The organism is Streptomyces sp. NPDC047061, from assembly GCF_040643955.1.
GTDB lineage: Bacteria > Actinomycetota > Actinomycetes > Streptomycetales > Streptomycetaceae > Streptomyces.
The window spans coordinates 150,758-165,132 of sequence record NZ_JBEYVI010000016.1 but is presented as its reverse complement, the minus strand read 5'-3'; the positions used below and the strand labels follow the sequence as shown (position 1 = coordinate 165,132).

General features: G+C 71.6%; 12 protein-coding genes and 1 pseudogene. 6 read left to right on the top strand and 7 right to left on the bottom strand.

Going from position 1 to position 14,375, the window contains the following annotated elements; all coding sequences use genetic code 11:
- Window positions 1-12: 12 nt before the first annotated feature.
- Window positions 13-591 (top strand): nuclear transport factor 2 family protein, encoded by a 579-nt coding sequence (locus ABZ887_RS23790; protein ID WP_361292596.1) that lies wholly within the window; start codon window positions 13-15, stop codon window positions 589-591.
- A 106-nt stretch (window positions 592-697) separates the two neighbouring features.
- Here the strand turns inward: ABZ887_RS23790 and ABZ887_RS23785 are convergent, their stop codons facing one another.
- From ABZ887_RS23785 to ABZ887_RS23775, 3 genes are all read right to left on the bottom strand, one after another.
- The gene (locus tag ABZ887_RS23785; protein WP_361292594.1) at window positions 698-1,846 is read right to left on the bottom strand and encodes a hypothetical protein; all 1,149 of its coding nucleotides are present in this window, start codon (window positions 1,844-1,846) and stop codon (window positions 698-700) included.
- 145 nt (window positions 1,847-1,991) lie between these two features.
- Window positions 1,992-2,498 carry a GNAT family N-acetyltransferase gene (locus ABZ887_RS23780; RefSeq protein ID WP_361292592.1) on the bottom strand — a complete coding sequence of 169 codons (507 nt, stop codon included), beginning with the start codon at window positions 2,496-2,498 and terminating at the stop codon, window positions 1,992-1,994.
- 17 nt (window positions 2,499-2,515) lie between these two features.
- Window positions 2,516-2,680 carry a hypothetical protein gene (locus tag ABZ887_RS23775; protein WP_361292590.1) on the bottom strand — a complete coding sequence of 55 codons (165 nt, stop codon included), beginning with the start codon at window positions 2,678-2,680 and terminating at the stop codon, window positions 2,516-2,518.
- 106 nt (window positions 2,681-2,786) lie between these two features.
- Between ABZ887_RS23775 and ABZ887_RS23770 the strand changes: the two genes are divergently transcribed.
- Both ABZ887_RS23770 and ABZ887_RS23765 read left to right on the top strand, forming a co-directional pair.
- Window positions 2,787-3,752, top strand: coding sequence for a DUF1152 domain-containing protein (locus ABZ887_RS23770; RefSeq protein ID WP_361292588.1), 966 nt, complete (start codon window positions 2,787-2,789; stop codon window positions 3,750-3,752).
- Between the two features lie 93 nt (window positions 3,753-3,845).
- Window positions 3,846-4,100 carry a Smr/MutS family protein gene (locus tag ABZ887_RS23765; protein ID WP_361292586.1) on the top strand — a complete coding sequence of 85 codons (255 nt, stop codon included), beginning with the start codon at window positions 3,846-3,848 and terminating at the stop codon, window positions 4,098-4,100.
- Window positions 4,101-4,182: 82 nt separating this feature from the next.
- Here ABZ887_RS23765 and ABZ887_RS23760 read toward each other — a convergent pair whose 3' ends face one another.
- The gene (locus ABZ887_RS23760; protein WP_361292584.1) at window positions 4,183-4,509 is read right to left on the bottom strand and encodes a hypothetical protein; all 327 of its coding nucleotides are present in this window, start codon (window positions 4,507-4,509) and stop codon (window positions 4,183-4,185) included.
- A gap of 583 nt (window positions 4,510-5,092) precedes the next feature.
- Window positions 5,093-7,762: an Ig-like domain-containing protein gene (locus ABZ887_RS23755; RefSeq protein WP_361292582.1), complete on the bottom strand. Its 2,670-nt coding sequence runs from the start codon at window positions 7,760-7,762 to the stop codon at window positions 5,093-5,095.
- 333 nt (window positions 7,763-8,095) lie between these two features.
- Between ABZ887_RS23755 and ABZ887_RS23750 the strand changes: the two genes are divergently transcribed.
- Window positions 8,096-8,566: a hypothetical protein gene (locus tag ABZ887_RS23750; RefSeq protein ID WP_361292580.1), complete on the top strand. Its 471-nt coding sequence runs from the start codon at window positions 8,096-8,098 to the stop codon at window positions 8,564-8,566.
- Window positions 8,567-8,604: 38 nt separating this feature from the next.
- On the opposite strand, the gene ABZ887_RS23745 is transcribed toward ABZ887_RS23750, so the two are convergent.
- Window positions 8,605-11,250 carry a glycosyl hydrolase gene (locus ABZ887_RS23745; RefSeq protein ID WP_361292578.1) on the bottom strand — a complete coding sequence of 882 codons (2,646 nt, stop codon included), beginning with the start codon at window positions 11,248-11,250 and terminating at the stop codon, window positions 8,605-8,607.
- Window positions 11,251-11,466: 216 nt separating this feature from the next.
- Here ABZ887_RS23745 and ABZ887_RS23740 point away from each other — a divergent pair, with 216 nt between their 5' ends.
- Together ABZ887_RS23740 and ABZ887_RS23735 are read left to right on the top strand one after the other, a co-directional pair.
- Window positions 11,467-12,684, top strand: a complete 1,218-nt coding sequence (locus ABZ887_RS23740; protein WP_361292576.1) for an MFS transporter — start codon at window positions 11,467-11,469, stop codon at window positions 12,682-12,684.
- A pseudogene (locus ABZ887_RS23735) lies at window positions 12,681-13,040 on the top strand (hypothetical protein); the annotation flags it as partial. The gene ABZ887_RS23740 and the pseudogene ABZ887_RS23735, both read left to right, overlap by 4 nt.
- Window positions 13,041-13,056: 16 nt before the next feature.
- Here the strand turns inward: ABZ887_RS23735 and ABZ887_RS23730 are convergent.
- A complete protein-coding gene (locus ABZ887_RS23730; RefSeq protein ID WP_361292574.1) occupies window positions 13,057-14,289 on the bottom strand; it encodes an MFS transporter in 1,233 nt (410 codons plus the stop codon).
- Window positions 14,290-14,375: the final 86 nt, after the last annotated feature.

Sequence of the window (14,375 nt, the reverse complement as noted above, 5' to 3'; positions counted from 1 at the left end):
ACGGAGGCATCCATGTCCACTGAGACCCCCCACCGCATCGTGCGCCGAGTGCTGGCAGAGGGCGACTTCGTCGTCAACCATTCGATCGTCGTCGGTGCCTCCGGACCGGCCGCGGTCCGCTTCGACCTGTGGCGAAACTCCGAGGGTGGAACGGTCGAACACTGGTCCGACGAGGAGGCCTGGGTGCCGGCGCCGGTCAACGGGCACTCGCAGATCGACGGCGGCACGGCCGTCGACCACTCCGCAGACCCCGAGGAGACGCGGCGCATCGCCACCGAGACGGTCCAGAACATCCTGGTCGAGGGCAGGACGGCCGCGCTGGGTGACTACCTCGCCGGGGAGGACTACGTCCAGCACAACCCCCGTTTCGCCGACGGAGTCAGCGGGTTGGTCGCGGCGCTCACGGCGCTGGCCGAGCAGGGCGTCACCATGTCGTACGACGGGATCCGCCAGGTCGTCGTCGAGGGCGACTTCGCCTACCTGCGCTCGGAGGGTTCGTTCGCCGGGACGCCGTTCGTGTTCCACGACCTGTTCCGGGTCGCCGGCGGCAAGTGCGTCGAGCACTGGGACGTCATGGTTCCCCGCTCCTGACTCCTGTGTGGCCTCGGCTCCCGCAGGAGGAGTTCTCGGGGGAGGAGAAAGAGGTGGAGGGCGGGCATGGCCGCGCGGGCGGATCCCGCCGGCCGAGCAGGCGGCCTCAGCTGGGCAGTTGCTCGACCCCGGCCCGCAGTGCCTCCCCCCAGGGGGCGATGAAGGTGTGGGGGTTGGCCTGGGTGAGCACGCCGCGCAGCCAGTTGCCGCAGTCGGCGGCGAGCGGGGTGTCGTCGGCGCGGAGGGCGTCCTTGCCCAGGGCGAGCAGGAGGCCGCCCCAGTATTCGGCGTGGTCGCCGAGGATGTAGCGCAGCTCGCCGCGGCCGGAGGCCACCGAGTAGCACATGTGGATCTCGCGGCCGGTCAGGCGCCAGCCGTCCGCGGCCGTGCCCGTGGCATCGCCGAGGGCGCGGGTGACGGCCTCGGCGGCACCGGGCAGGAAGGCGAGACGGCTACCGCGCAGGGTGGGCGACCAGTCCTCCACCTTGCTGCCGCCGTCCACGGTCAGCGCGTCGGCGAGATGGATCGCCCACCCCTGCTTCTCGGCACCGGTGGCGCGCAGGGCCTCGGCCAGGGTGTGCGGGCCCGGGGGCTCCAGGTACTCCGCCACGGCCCAGGTGGCTTCGCGCAGGGTGTCCTGCGGGGGCAGCAGGGAAAGGACCCCGGGGTCCAGCACATCGTCGGTGGGCTGTCCGGTGCGCTGCAGGACCGCGACCCGGCGGCCGAGGAGCTGGGAGGCGGAGGAGGTCAGTCTGTTGTGGGCGAGGAACTCGGCGAAGAGGCGTCCCACGTCGAAGGCGGCGTCCGCCAGTGTGCCGCGGCCCTGGCGGTGGTGGAGGAGCATGGCCCGCCCCGCGCAGTCCACCAGGGTGGCGAGCCCCGTGACGGCATCGGCGCCGTGGCCCATGTTGCGGGAGTTGTCGTTGTACAGACGGACCGCCTGGTCGTAGGCGGCGACGGCGAGTTCGGCGTCGCCGCTCTTCTCCTGGGTCCGGCCGAGGACGGCGGCGCTCCTGGCGAGGGCGTACCAGTCGTCGTACGCGGCGTCCACCGCGTCATTGGCCTGGTCCACCGCGCTGAGCAGGGCCCCGCTCCGCAGAGTGGCGAGTGGTTCGGTGCCGGGCTGCCCTTCGAGCGGGTCGTAGGTGGAGCCGGACTGCGGGGCAGAGGACCCGGGGAACGGCGTCCCCGGTAAGTGCGGTCGCGCGGTGCCCGATGCGCCGTCGTGCTGGCTTCTGCGCCGCCATAACGCCATCCCGTGTTCCCCTTCCGAGACCCCTCGCGAGCAACAAGCCTGCGCTGAACGAATGTTCGCAGCGCGGTACGACCCCGACAAGGCCCGGTCGGCCCTCTCGCGCTGTTGACGAAGAGAGTCCTGCTGCCGTGACGCACGCGGAACATCAGCAGGCGGGCAGATCGGCCGGACGGCCCACGGCATGGACCGTGACAGGGCGTCCCTGCAGACGGTCCTCTCGACGCGGCGCGAAGCCCAGGCGCTCGGCCACCCTCACGGAAGCCTCGTTGCCCGGCCGAATGAGAGCCGTGAAGTAGTCGTCGTCAAGGGTGGCAAACCCCCATGCCAGACACGCTTGAGCAGCCTCGGTCGCATAGCCGTGCCCCCAGTGATCCGCTCGAAGGGTCCAGCCCAGTTCCACCTCGTCGAACTGTTCCCAGTACTGCAGACCGCTTCGACCGATGAATTCCCCGCTCGACTTCAGCTCGATCGCGCACAGGCCATGGCCTCGCTCAGCCCACTGCCGCTCGATCGCCGTGAGGCGTTCCAGTGCTTGTTGACGCGAGTAGGACCCGACGAACCGGTTGACCCGCGGGTCGGCGTGCAGCTCAACGAAAACGTCGACGTCGGACACCCGCAGAGGTCGCAGGAGCAGCCGCTCAGTCTCGATCACGTGTCCGAGCATAGATCTCAGGAGGTTTGCGAGGTCCCGTTGCCCGGTGAGGTGCGGGCGCGGTCGGCCGGCAGGGGGCCGAGGTCGGACGCGGTGCGGACGACGTCCGGACGGTCGGAGGCGGAGACGCAGACCGCCGCCAGCACCGCCACGACACCCGGTCGCCACCCCCGCCTTGTCATGCGAGGGATGCCAGTGGGCGGGATGCCGGTGGGCGGCGCGTAGCGGCGTTCGGTCAGGCGGCATCGGTCGACCCGTGCCGGCTCGCCTTCCTGCTAGCGTCCTGCGGTGATCTCTCTGGGGGAACCTGCGTTCTTCACCCGCCTGCGCGACGCGCGACGGGTGCTCGTCGCCGGTGCGGGCGGCGGCTTCGACGTGTACGCCGGGCTGCCGCTCGCACTCGCGTTGCGGTCGGCCGGCAAGGAGGTGCACCTCGCCAACCTGTCCTTCGCCGACCTGTACGGCCTGGACCTCGATGTGTGGGTGGACCAGGACGTCGCGGCCGTCGGGCCCGACACCCCCCTGCGCGGCGACTACTTCCCCGAACGGACGCTCGCCCAGTGGCTCGCGACGCAGGATCTGCCGTCGACCGTGTACGCGTTCCCGAGCATCGGGGTCGCTCCGCTGCGGGCGGCCTACCGGACGCTGATCACGCATCTCGGCGGTGTCGACGCGGTCGTGCTGGTGGACGGCGGGACCGACATCCTGATGCGCGGCGACGAACACGGTCTCGGCACCCCGGAGGAGGACATGGCGAGCCTGGCCGCCGTGAGCGGGCTCGACGAGGTCCCGCACCGGCTGGTGGCCTGCCTCGGCTTCGGGGTGGACGCGTACCACGGCGTGAACCACTCGCTCGTACTGGAGAACCTGGCCGCCCTGGACCGGGACGGCGCCTATCTCGGGGCGTTCTCGCTGCTGGGGGCTGCGCGGGAGGGCGCGCTGTATCTCGACGCGGTGGCGCACGCCCAGCGCCACACCGCGAGCCACCCGAGCATCGTGCACGGATCCGTCGCCGCCGCAGTGCGCGGTGACTTCGGCGACGTCCGGTTCACGGAACGGACCAAGGGCGGCGAGTTGTTCGTCAACCCGCTGATGGCACTGTACTTCTGTGTGGACCTGCCCGGACTGGCCCGCCGCAACCTCTACCTCGGTCTGCTGGAACGGACTTCGCTGATGCGGCAGGTGAGTTCCGTGATCGAGGAGTTCCGCACCACGCTGCCCCGTCAGCGTCCGCCGCGGGCATTCCCGCACTGAGCCGTCCTCCGGTACGGGCCGGGGTCCCGGCAGGGGCCCGCATGACACACTCGGTCCGGGTCGTCACAGATGGCGGCGACGGGAGGTAGCACCTTGCTGACATTGGACTTGCACCCGGTCTTCCGGAACAACCGCGACATCGAACTCGCGCTGCGGCAGGTCGTCTTCCAGGCGAAAAGCACGGGGGAGCCCGTCGTGCAGATCATTCACGGAAAGGGCACCGGGCAGCTCAAGGGGCGCGTCCTCGCGTTCCTCGGCCAGAAGCACATCAGGAAGCTGTACGACCGCGTGGAGATCGACACGGTCAACACGGGCCGGATCCTGGTCCACTTCACGGCACGCCCCTGAGCTCTCGCCCGTCGGCGAAAGGGCCCGGCGAGCAGCAGTACGCTCGCCGGGCCCTCGGAGTCCCGGAGCCGAGGCGTCGGTGCTACCCGATGCCGTAGCCGGTGATCTCGCCCATCCACTTGATCAGGTCGCCCGGGTCCTCGTTGGCGCCGTGGCCGCCGTCCCAGTACATCTTGAGGTTGACGTCGTCGCCGAGGTTCTGTGTCCTGAGGGCGAGGTTGGTGATCGCGGTCAGGGAGTGCGTGGTGTCACTGGTGCCGATCCGCAGCCACCAGTGCCTGGCCCGCCGGGGGTTGTGCTTCTCCAGGTAGTGCATCGGGTTGGCCAGCATGACCTTGTGCGGGATGTCGCTGTCGATCGTGGCGGTCCGGTCACCCGACCCGAGGCGTCCCGGGTCAGCCCCGAGCACTGTGTGCCGGCCAGCAGGGTGACCTCGGAGCGGGCGAGCACCTTGCGCCGCAGCCGGCGCTCCAGCTCGTCGCGGGTGAACGTCTGGATCTGCACCCCCGTCCGGGCCCGGGGTGCGAGTCCGGTCGGCAGCAGGAAGTCGATTCCCTGCCCGTAGTCGAACACCGGCGCACCGGCTTCCCGCAGCTCGTCCCGGAGCCCGGGAAACAGCCGCTCCAGGATCTCGCCGCCCTTGGCCAGCATCGCGTGCGCGTGATAGCCCTGCGGCGCACCCTGGTGAGCACCGGTGTCCTCGTCCACGGCGTCCCGCTCCACGAGGACGACTTCCGCGAAGAAGTCGGCGAGCACCCGCGCGGTCACCAGCCCCGCGTAACTCCCGCCGATGACAACGGCCTTGCCCCAGGTGCGGTTCGTCTGCATGTCGTCTCCCACGCTTGCCGGTGCCGGGCGCATCACGCGGATCAACGACGGCACTGATCAGTGCGACACGGCCGGCCGACCTCCCTCAAGTGCTCGGCCCGGTCCCCGGGATGGACCGGGGCCGGGCCGAACACCGCTGGCGGAGGGCTCACTTCACCCGGCGCCTACAGGGGATGCGGGAGCAGACGGTGACAGCCACCCGAGCGACAGTGGTGAGCGGGTTTCGGGCGGTGCGCGTCGCCATGAGCCGGGGACTTGGCGATCTCCACCTTGAGGACCGGTGATGCCGGGCTCACATTGCCCGCGAGGTCTTCGAGGCGTACCGCGAAGCCGTACTTCCCCAGGTCGAGCGGGGCGCTGACGACTTCGTAGGAGCCGCCCGAGGTGACGGTGTCCTTGCCGGCCACGGCCGGGCCGACGGGTCCCTTCGGATCGGCGGTCAGCCGCACCAGCGCGTTGGACTCGACGGACCGGCCCTGGAAGGCGGGTTTGGTGATCGACGTGATGTCGTCCCTGCGGTTGTCGGTGTCGCTCGACGGCAGCAGGTCCGGGGCGGCCGGACGCCTCGGTGCGGTGGTGTCGAGTGTGATCAACAGCCGGTGCGCGCTCTCCCTGCCCGAACCGACGACGTGGGACACCCCGGGGATGCCCGGGTCGTCGGACCGGTCGACGATCACCACCTCCGCGGTGATCTGGTTCTCGCCCTCCACCAGGACGGGGTTCAGACGGATCCGGTACAGCCCCGGTCTGGCGACCGGGTCCACCGGCTGGGCGAAGCCGACGCGCCGTCCGTCGCGTTCCACGGCCACCTTGTAGCCGGGGGAGTCGTCCGTGAGGGTGGCCGTGGAGTTCTGCGGCGACAGTGGGATGCCCGCGGATCGCAGTTCCGAGTCGTCGACCCGCAGGAAGAGCTGCGGACCGCGGATCCTGGTGACGTCGTCGTTGTCGTACCGGCCCGAGTCCGACCTGTGCGCGAGGTCGAGGCCGTAGGGCTCGGGGGCCGCCCGGTTGAGGACGGTGAGGTCGTAGGTGGCCTGCGGCGGGTCGGTCGGCGAGGCGTCACCCGGTCTGGTCGGGTCGGCGATGCCGGCGTCGCTCACCGCGACGAAGTACGGCTCGTCCGCGACGACCGGGATGGCGAGTCTGCTGGTCGAACTGCCCGGCCTGGTCGTGGCGGTGGTTCCGGTGGCCACCTGGTTGCCGAACTTGTCGTACGCGCGGACCTGGAGCCGGGAGATCACCTCGTTGAAGGCGATCTCGGCCCGCAGGTGCCCGGTGCGGCGGGGCTCGACCCTGAAGAAGTCGACGTCGGTCGCGCTGTGCAGGGTGAGGCGCGGCCTGGTGACCCTGTTCCTCGTGCCGAGCGCGGTGGCGACGGCGGTGTCGATCGACTCGTTCGGTTCGAAGGCGTCCGGGAAGGCGCCGAGCATCGAGAACACGTCGAAGTAGGTGGTCTGACTGCCCTGGGCCGACGCGGTGGCCGTCGGCGGGGTGGTGTTGCCGGTCCAGGTCGCGTAACCGATCCCGTCGGCCGACCACAGTCCGTTGTACTCCCCGATGCGCAGGGTCTGCTGGGTGGAGCCGGCGCCGCAGGCGAAACGGCAGGGGGCGTTGCGGTCGGGGTCGAAGGGGGAGTCGCTGACCCGGAAGTCCTGCGCCCAGGTCTGCCCGCCGTCGCGGCTCGTCGTGCCGTAGAGCTCCAGCAGGAAGTTGTTGGTGCCGTTCGGCCCGGTGCCGAAGTTGCGCCGGCCGCTGCGGTTGTCGTACCAGGTGACGACCGCGTTGCCGTCCTGGTCGATGTGGGCGGTGGGCATCACGGCGAAGGTGTGGCCCGGCCCGTGGTCGACCCTGCCCCGGGTGAACGTCTGCCCGTTGTCCGTGGAGCGGGCGATGACGACGTCGGCGTCGTCGCCGTTCCCGAAGACGTTGTTCGGGTCGTCGTTGGCGACGACGTAGACGCTCCCCGGCCGTGCCGGGTCGGGCAGGATCCACGGCTGCATGCTGCCCTGGAGCCAGAAGTCGGTTCCCGGGATGTCACCGCCCGGGGAGTTCACCACGTTGCAGGTGATGGTGGCCTGGCCCGCCCCGAACGCCGTTGTCTTCTGCTCGACCGTGCCGGCGGCGAAATCGGCGCCGCCGGAGCCGTCGCGGAGGAGCTGGGTGGTGCCCAGGCCGGGCAGTCCGTCGGCTCCCTCGTTGCAGCCGTTGGCGTGGTAGGCGACGTAGAGGTCGCCGTTCGGGCCGACCGCCGCGTGGGAGGGCCACACGTTCCCCTCGCCGACCGCGGAGAGAACCCTCGGCGCCGACCATGTCGTGCTCCCGCTCACGAGGCGGGAGAACTGGATCTGCCACGGGGTGCCGAGGTGCGACCAGACGATGTAGAGGTTGTCCCGGTACGGGCTGGCGGGGTTGGTGTCGGCCACCAGCCAGGGCTTGTCGTCGTTGACGGCACTGTTCGCGCTCACCTGGGTCGCCGTGTACGTCTGGGTCCCCGGCGTCGTCAGGTCGTTGATCCGGGCGACGCCCACCCCGAAGCTGGGGGCGGTGTTGAAACTGGTCGAGAGATGGGCGACGAACAGACGACCCCGCGAGTCGAAGGCGAGGGACGGGTCCCCCGAGCAGGGGAGGGTCGACGTCCGCGTGATCGGGAAGCCGTCCTTGCCGAAGTTGTTGTCGATCCGGACGGTGCATCCCTGCATGACGGCGACCTGGCTCGGCCTGCGGGGATTGACGGTGGCGTTGTGCGGCTCGTTGCCGTTGGTGGCGAGACTCCGGTCGTCGCCCGCCCATGCGGGTGAAGCGGCGGGCCCCATGACCACGAGTGACTGCAGCATCAGAAGAGTGCTGCCGACAACGGTGAGGACGCGCCGTCGAACCTGTCTGTTCAACATGGGTCCCCCTCTCTGGTCCTGCTCATCCCTCTCCTTCTGGTCCGGCCGGGGTACAAACACCCTGAAGATCTGCTCATCGGGCCAGATGACTGTGACACCGCGTTACCGCTCACCCCGTGAGCGCCCGACCGGGACACGCTGAATTCACCAAGACCCCCACCGCGACCATCCGTACGGAGCACCTCGCCCGCCCGCCCGCGCGCGGCCGGACCCCGTCGGGGAACGCGAGGCGGAGGGCATGCTGGTAGGTGTACGAGTGCATCGGGAGGTGGCGCTATGCGCTGGTGGGCCGGGGTGGGGACGCTCGCCGGGACGGTGCTGCTGGTGGCGTGCGGCGGAGCGGCGGGAAGCCCGTCCGGAAGGGTCTCCGCGAGCGCGTCCGACTCGGGGACCGTGCCGTCGGCGGGGAACTGCGGCGCCGGGCACGCGGAGGTCGCCGTGGCGCCGGGGGACGCGCCCCGGCGGGAGCTGTGCGTACGGCCCGGAACCGTGGTGTCGCTCCTCCTGGAGCCCCGTGTCGACGACAAGCGCTGGACGGGTGTGCGGAGTTCGGCGCCCGCCTTCGCCGTGGCCTCCGGGTGGCGGCTGGACGCGGACGGCACCGCCCATGCCTCGCTGCGCTGCGCCGGCACCCGGGGCGGCAGGACCGTGGTCACCGTGACGGCGAAGGCGCCGGACGTGGCGGGCGCGGCGCGGGTCGCCTTCACACTCGACGTGAACGTGGTGCCGTACCCGGAGCGGGGGTGACCCGGAGAAGTCCGGGTCACCCCCGTCGTGCCGCTGCGTCAGCCGCGGCCGCGCATCTTGATCGTGTAGATGCCGCGGCCGTGGGTGGCGGCGTACAGGGTGCTGCCGTCGGGGCCCGGCTTCAGCTGGAGCACGGCGACCGCGGGGAGCGAACCGACGCGCTCCCACTGCGTGCGCCCAGGCGCGCGGTAGACGACGCCGAGGTCGGTGGCCACGGCGAGGCCGCCGCTGGGAGTGACGACCGCGGAGTTCGCCGGTACGTCGGGGAGGTTCCCGGAGATGTCCTTCCAGGTGGTGCCGCCGTCGGTGGACTCGAAGACATGGCCGACGCCAGCGCCCGGGCCCTCCGTCCAGTGCCGGGAGAAACCGTTGACCGCGAGGTAGACGTGGTCGGCGTTCTTCGGGTCGATCGCGAAGCCGCTCAGGTAGCGGTTCGGTACCGTCCCGTCCACGGGGAGGGTGATGTCGTGCCACCCGGTCCCGTCCGCGTTGCCGACGGAGATGCCGCGGGCGAAGCCCTGGTTGTTGCAGGGGCCGCACCAGGCCGCGTAGACCTTGCCGCCCGAGGCCGCGACGGCGGTGGCGGTGCGGCCGGCACCGAGGTCGTACACGCTCTTCCACTCGTCACCGCTGCGGATGGCATAGCCATGGGTCTGCACCCAGATGTGCCGGCCGCCGGCGACCCAGGTCGCGGGGTTCTTCGCGTCGGCCGCGAGCGGGGCGATGAAGCGGGCCTCGCCGGTGGCGTTGTCGGCGGGGGCGACGTTGTAAGAGGTGGCCTTGGTGGGATCGGTGATCCAACTGCCGTCGTTGACCGCGCAGTTCTGGGTCACCTGGATCGCGAGGTAGACGTACTCCTCCGCGAGGTTGCAGCCGTTGGCCGGGTCGGTGAGGGTGTCGCCGCCGTCGCCGCCGAAGTCGGAGCCCATCACGGTGTCGTTGCTGCGCAGGACCGACTGGCCGTTGTCCTGGAGGCCGCCGGTGACCGAGACACCGCCGTAGGTCAGGTCCTTGCCGACGCCCACCGAGTAGTACTGCAGCGTGTCGATCGTGCCGTCGTTCAGCGAGGTCCAGTCGGTGGCGTGTCCCGAGGCGTCCTGGGATCCGTCGACCGGGCGCTTGTAGACGCCGCCGTCGTTGCCGACGTAGACGAAGCTCCTGCCGTGGTAGCTGCCGATCGCCACGCCGTGCTGGTCGGAGTGGGTGGTCTGGCTGCAGTCGCCGGTCTGCTTCGCCGGGTCGATGGACCAGCAGGGGAAGGAGAAGTTCCAGTACGGCCCTACGGTGGACCAGGTGCCGCCGCCGTCCTTGCTCTCGTACACCTCCTCCAGACCCGCGTAGATGTGCTCGGCGTTCGCTGGGTCGACGGCGAGGAACTGGTTGTACCAGGCCTGTACGCCAGGCATGTAGCCGCTGGTCGTCAGTGCCGAGCCGTCGGCGGCCAGCCCCTGGTAGTCGGCGATCTTCGTCCAGGGCCCGGTGGGCGAACCGGACTTGGAGACGTAGATGCCTTCCAGGCCGCTGTCCGGGTTGGTGTTCAGCTGCTCCGGCGACTGGTCGACGGCGTAGTAGCGCGAGCCGTCGGCGGAGCGGGCGAAGGTGACGTTGCCGACGTCGTCCGGGTCGGCCGGCAGGTCGCCCAGTCCGCTGGTGATACGCGTCCAGGTGCCGCTGGAGTCCTTGGCGTAGAAGCCGTTGTAGTCGTCACCGCTGCGCCAGCCGACCGCGAGGACCACCCTGCCCGGGTCCTTCGGGTCGATCGCGATGTCGTTGGCGATGTTCTTGTACGCGGCCGATGGGTCGCTTGCGAGTGAACCGCCCGGCAGATACTCGGGGTTGGGCGCGAACTCCAGCTTCCAGGCGCCCTTCAGCGTCTTCGTGGAGTGGCTCCACACGCCCTCGCTGGTCGCCGCCCATACCTTGCCGCCGCCGAAGCGCAGCTCGTGGATGGTCGTGGACTCCAGCTCGTCGCCGCCGACCCGGCTGTGGGCGGAGAAGGTGCCGTGGTGCGGGTCGGACAGGACGTAGACGCCGCTGCCGAGGTAGGCGTCCGCGTTGGTGGTGGCCTCGCCGGTGCCCAGCCACAGCCGGCCGGCTCCGTCCAGCGCGAGCGCGCCGGTGGACTGGGAGGAGAGCCGGTCGCTGATCGGCTGCCAGTGCCCGCCGCCGGACCGGGACCGCCATACGCCGCCGCCCGCGCTGCCCGCGTAGACGTATCCGTGGTCGTCCGCGGCCATGGCCGCCATCCGGCCCGTGACATTGCCCGAGCCCCCGCTGGAGTTGGAGTCGATGTCGCGGTAGCGGGCGTCGTCGGAGTTGTACGGCAGGTCGGTGATGTTCCGCCAACTGCCGCCGGTACTGGGCAGGTTGCTCAGATCCGTCCAGGCGGCGCCGTAGGCGCCGGGGGCGACGATGCCGGGCGAGGTGCGGGCCTCGGCGTACTGGTCCGCGCCTTCGGCTATCTCGTCGGCCTCGTTGCCGTCGTCATCGTCCTCGGCCGTCACCTTGGGGGCGGCGGACCCCACCGACTGGGTGCGTTCGGCGGCGAGCCGGGTGAGCGCGCGGGCGCCGAACGGGGTGTTGTTCCGGCCGGATGCGGCGCCTGCGGGGAGCGCGACGAGTGCGGCGGTTGCGGTGATGGCACAGGTCGTGAGCCATCGTCTTCTTCGGGTTGGTGCTGACACCGGATCCTCCCAAACGGGCTTTCGTACGGCCGTCGGTGGGACCCGATCACGGGCGGGAGGGCGTGTCCGGAACTTGGGCAGGCCTTGACTGGAACCTGTCATTTCGGGTGGGGTGGATGCATGCGGGCCGGCCGCCGCCGGGAAACAGGCCGGAGGATGATGGGCGGCACGGACGTACCGGAACCGGTGGCGTCCGCGACGAGGAGACGTACGTCCATGACAGTCTCGAGGCCCCGGGCGGCCCACCCGGCAGTACCGGCCCGGATGCGGCCCTGGCGGTTCGTGGTGTGGTTCGGCACGGTCAGTCTGCTCGCGGACTTCGTGTACGAGGGCGCCCGCTCGATCACCGGACCGCTGCTGGCCTCACTGGGGGCGTCGGCACTGGTGGTGGGTGTGGTGACGGGCGCGGGCGAGGCGGCGGCGCTCGGACTGCGGCTGGTCTCGGGGCCGTTGGCGGACCGCACGCACCGCTTCTGGGGGCTGACGATCGCCGGGTACGCGCTGACGGTGATCTCCGTACCGCTGCTGGGCGCGGTCGGGGTGCTCTGGGCCGCCTGCGCGCTGGTGATCGCCGAGAGGGTGGGCAAGGCGGTGCGCTCACCCGCCAAGGACACCCTGCTGTCGCACGCGACCGCCGCCACCGGGCGCGGGCGCGGCTTCGCCGTCCACGAGGCGATGGACCAGGTCGGCGCACTGATCGGCCCGCTCGTCGTGGCCGGGATGCTCGCGCTCACCGGCGACGACTACGGGCCGGCGCTCGGCGTGCTCGCCGTCCCGGGAGTCGCGGTGCTGGGTGTGCTGGTGTGGCTGCGGGCCCGCGTGCCCGACCCGGCGGCGTACGAGCGGGAGGCCGCCGTCTTTGCGGACGAGCCCGCGCCGGGGGGCCGCCTGCCCCGCGCGTTCTGGACGTACGCGGCGTTCACCGCCGCCACCACCGCAGGCTTCGCCACCTTCGGCGTGCTCTCCTACCACCTCGTCCAGCACCACCTGATGACGGCGGCCTGGGTACCCGTGCTGTACGCCGCCGCGATGGCCGTCGACGCCCTCGCCGCGCTGGCGACCGGCTGGCTGTACGACCGGGTCGGGGCGCGGGTGCTGGTGGCCCTGCCGGTGCTGGCCGCCGCCGTCCCGATGCTGGCGTTCGCGGACACCGTGACGGTGGCCGTGCTCGGCTCCCTGGTGTGGGGCGCGGCCATGGGCATTCAGGAGTCCACGCTGCGGGCGACGGTCGCCGACCTGGTGCCGCCGGGGCGCCGCGCGACGGCCTACGGCGTCTTCGCGGGGGTGGTCGGTGCGGCGAGCCTGGTGGGCGGCGCGCTGATCGGCGCCCTCTACGGGGTGTCGATCCCGGCGCTGATCGCGGTGGTCGTCACGGTTCAGGTGCTGGCCCTCGTCCTGCTGACGGTCGGCGGGCCGGCGAAGGCGCGATCCTGATCGTCGCCCTGCACGTCGTCGCCTTCGGCATCCTCTTCCTGCTCGTCGTCCCCGGGCACTACGAGATCGGCTCCAAGGCGTTCGGCATCGGGCTCGGCGTCACCGCCTACACGCTCGGCATGCGGCACGCCTTCGACGCCGACCACATGGCCGCGATCGACAACACCACCCGCAAGCTGATGGCGGACGGCAGGCGGCCGGTGTCGGTGGGGTTCTGGTTCGCCCTCGGGCACTCCAGCGTGGTCGTCGCGATGGCCGCGCTGGTGGCGGGCGCCCAGCTCACCACACGGTGGGGCTGTCGCTACGGTCAGAACGGGAAGACGATCTGGGCGGAACAGTCCCTGGAGTGCGTCTGAAGCGGGGCTGCGCTCGCTACGGGGCGGTCGACGCGGCGGCCCGGGTGCCGCCGGTCCGGAAGAAGCGTGCCATGGTCACCAGGACCAGGGCGAGCGCGGCGGGTATCGCGTAGGCGATGCGGAAGTGGCCCGTCGCCCCCAGGCCGCCGCTCGCACCGGCCCCGACGAGAACGCCGACGTAGTTGAAGACGTTCAGCCGGGCCAGCACCGTCTCGGGGGCACTAGGCCGCAGCCGGCCGGCCGCCGCGACGCACAGCGGGGTGAGGGCGGCGACCCCGAGGCCCGTGCACCCGGCCGCGACCACCGCGTACGGCCAGCTCGGGGCCGTTGCCAGGGCGGCCAGGGCGACGGCCGCGAGCAGGGCGGCGGCGCGGACCACCGCCACCGGCCCGACCCGGCGGACCATGAGGTCGGCGCCCGCCCGGCCGGTCACGGTGCCCGCCTGGTAGGCCGCGTACGCGAGCGGCGCGGCCGCCAGGGACGCGGCGAGGGTCTGGTGGAGGTAGGCGGTCGACCAGGCGGAGACCGCGGAGTCGACGACGTAGGCGACGAGGAGAACGACACCGAAGGGGACGAGCCGTGCCCACACGCGCCGCCCCAGGACCTCCTCGGCCGGCGTCGGCCTGTCGTCGGACGGCGACGGTGACGGCGCGGGCGGGAGGACATGGGGCCGGACGGTCAGGGCCAGGACGGCCACGAGCGCGGCGTGCACCGTGAGGACGTACTCGACCGGCCAGCCCAGCCGGGAGACGCCCGCCGTCAGCAGCGCGGCCGCCACCCCCGCGGCGCTCCAGGCGGCGTAGAAGGAGGAGAGGATGCTGCGCCCGTAGTGACGTTCGACGGTGGCCGCGCGGGTGTTGACGGACACGTCGATCGCACCCAGCGCCAGCCCGAAGACGACATAGGCCGCCGAAGCGACCGGCAGGCCCGGCGCCCAGGCCACGGACAGCAGGGCCACGGCCGCGGTCAGCACCGCCGCGCGCATGACGGCCACGGTGCCCGAGCGGCGTACGGCGGCCAGGCCCGCGAAACTGCCGGCACCCGCGGCCAGCGTCAGGGCGACCGTGAGCGCGGTCATCGCCAGGGACGACAGCCGCAGATGGCTCTGCACGGCGGGCACGGTGGTGGACACCGCGGCCACCGCCACGCCCTGGGCGGCGAACACGGTGGCCGTGACCCGGCGGGCCCCCGCGAGCGGGCCGCTTCTCACGGACAGAGGCGGAGCCGTCGCTCCGAGGGACTGGGTCATGGGGCCTCTTCCTGTCACGGACCGTGGGCGGGCCGGGGCGCGCGAGTTGGAGCAACGGTAGGAATGCGGACCGACCCCGCGGAGGA

Bases quoted from the DNA above. Each gene is read 5' to 3' on its own strand.
- ABZ887_RS23750 (WP_361292580.1), top strand. From the start codon at position 8,096: ATGCGCTGGTGGGCCGGGGTGGGGACGCTCGCCGGGACGGTGCTGCTG.
- ABZ887_RS23790 (WP_361292596.1), top strand. From the start codon at position 13: ATGTCCACTGAGACCCCCCACCGCATCGTGCGCCGAGTGCTGGCAGAG.
- ABZ887_RS23730 (WP_361292574.1), bottom strand. From the start codon at position 14,289: ATGACCCAGTCCCTCGGAGCGACGGCTCCGCCTCTGTCCGTGAGAAGC.
- ABZ887_RS23785 (WP_361292594.1), bottom strand. From the start codon at position 1,846: ATGGCGTTATGGCGGCGCAGAAGCCAGCACGACGGCGCATCGGGCACC.
- ABZ887_RS23775 (WP_361292590.1), bottom strand. From the start codon at position 2,680: ATGACAAGGCGGGGGTGGCGACCGGGTGTCGTGGCGGTGCTGGCGGCG.
- ABZ887_RS23755 (WP_361292582.1), bottom strand. From the start codon at position 7,762: ATGCTGCAGTCACTCGTGGTCATGGGGCCCGCCGCTTCACCCGCATGG.
- ABZ887_RS23740 (WP_361292576.1), top strand. From the start codon at position 11,467: ATGACAGTCTCGAGGCCCCGGGCGGCCCACCCGGCAGTACCGGCCCGG.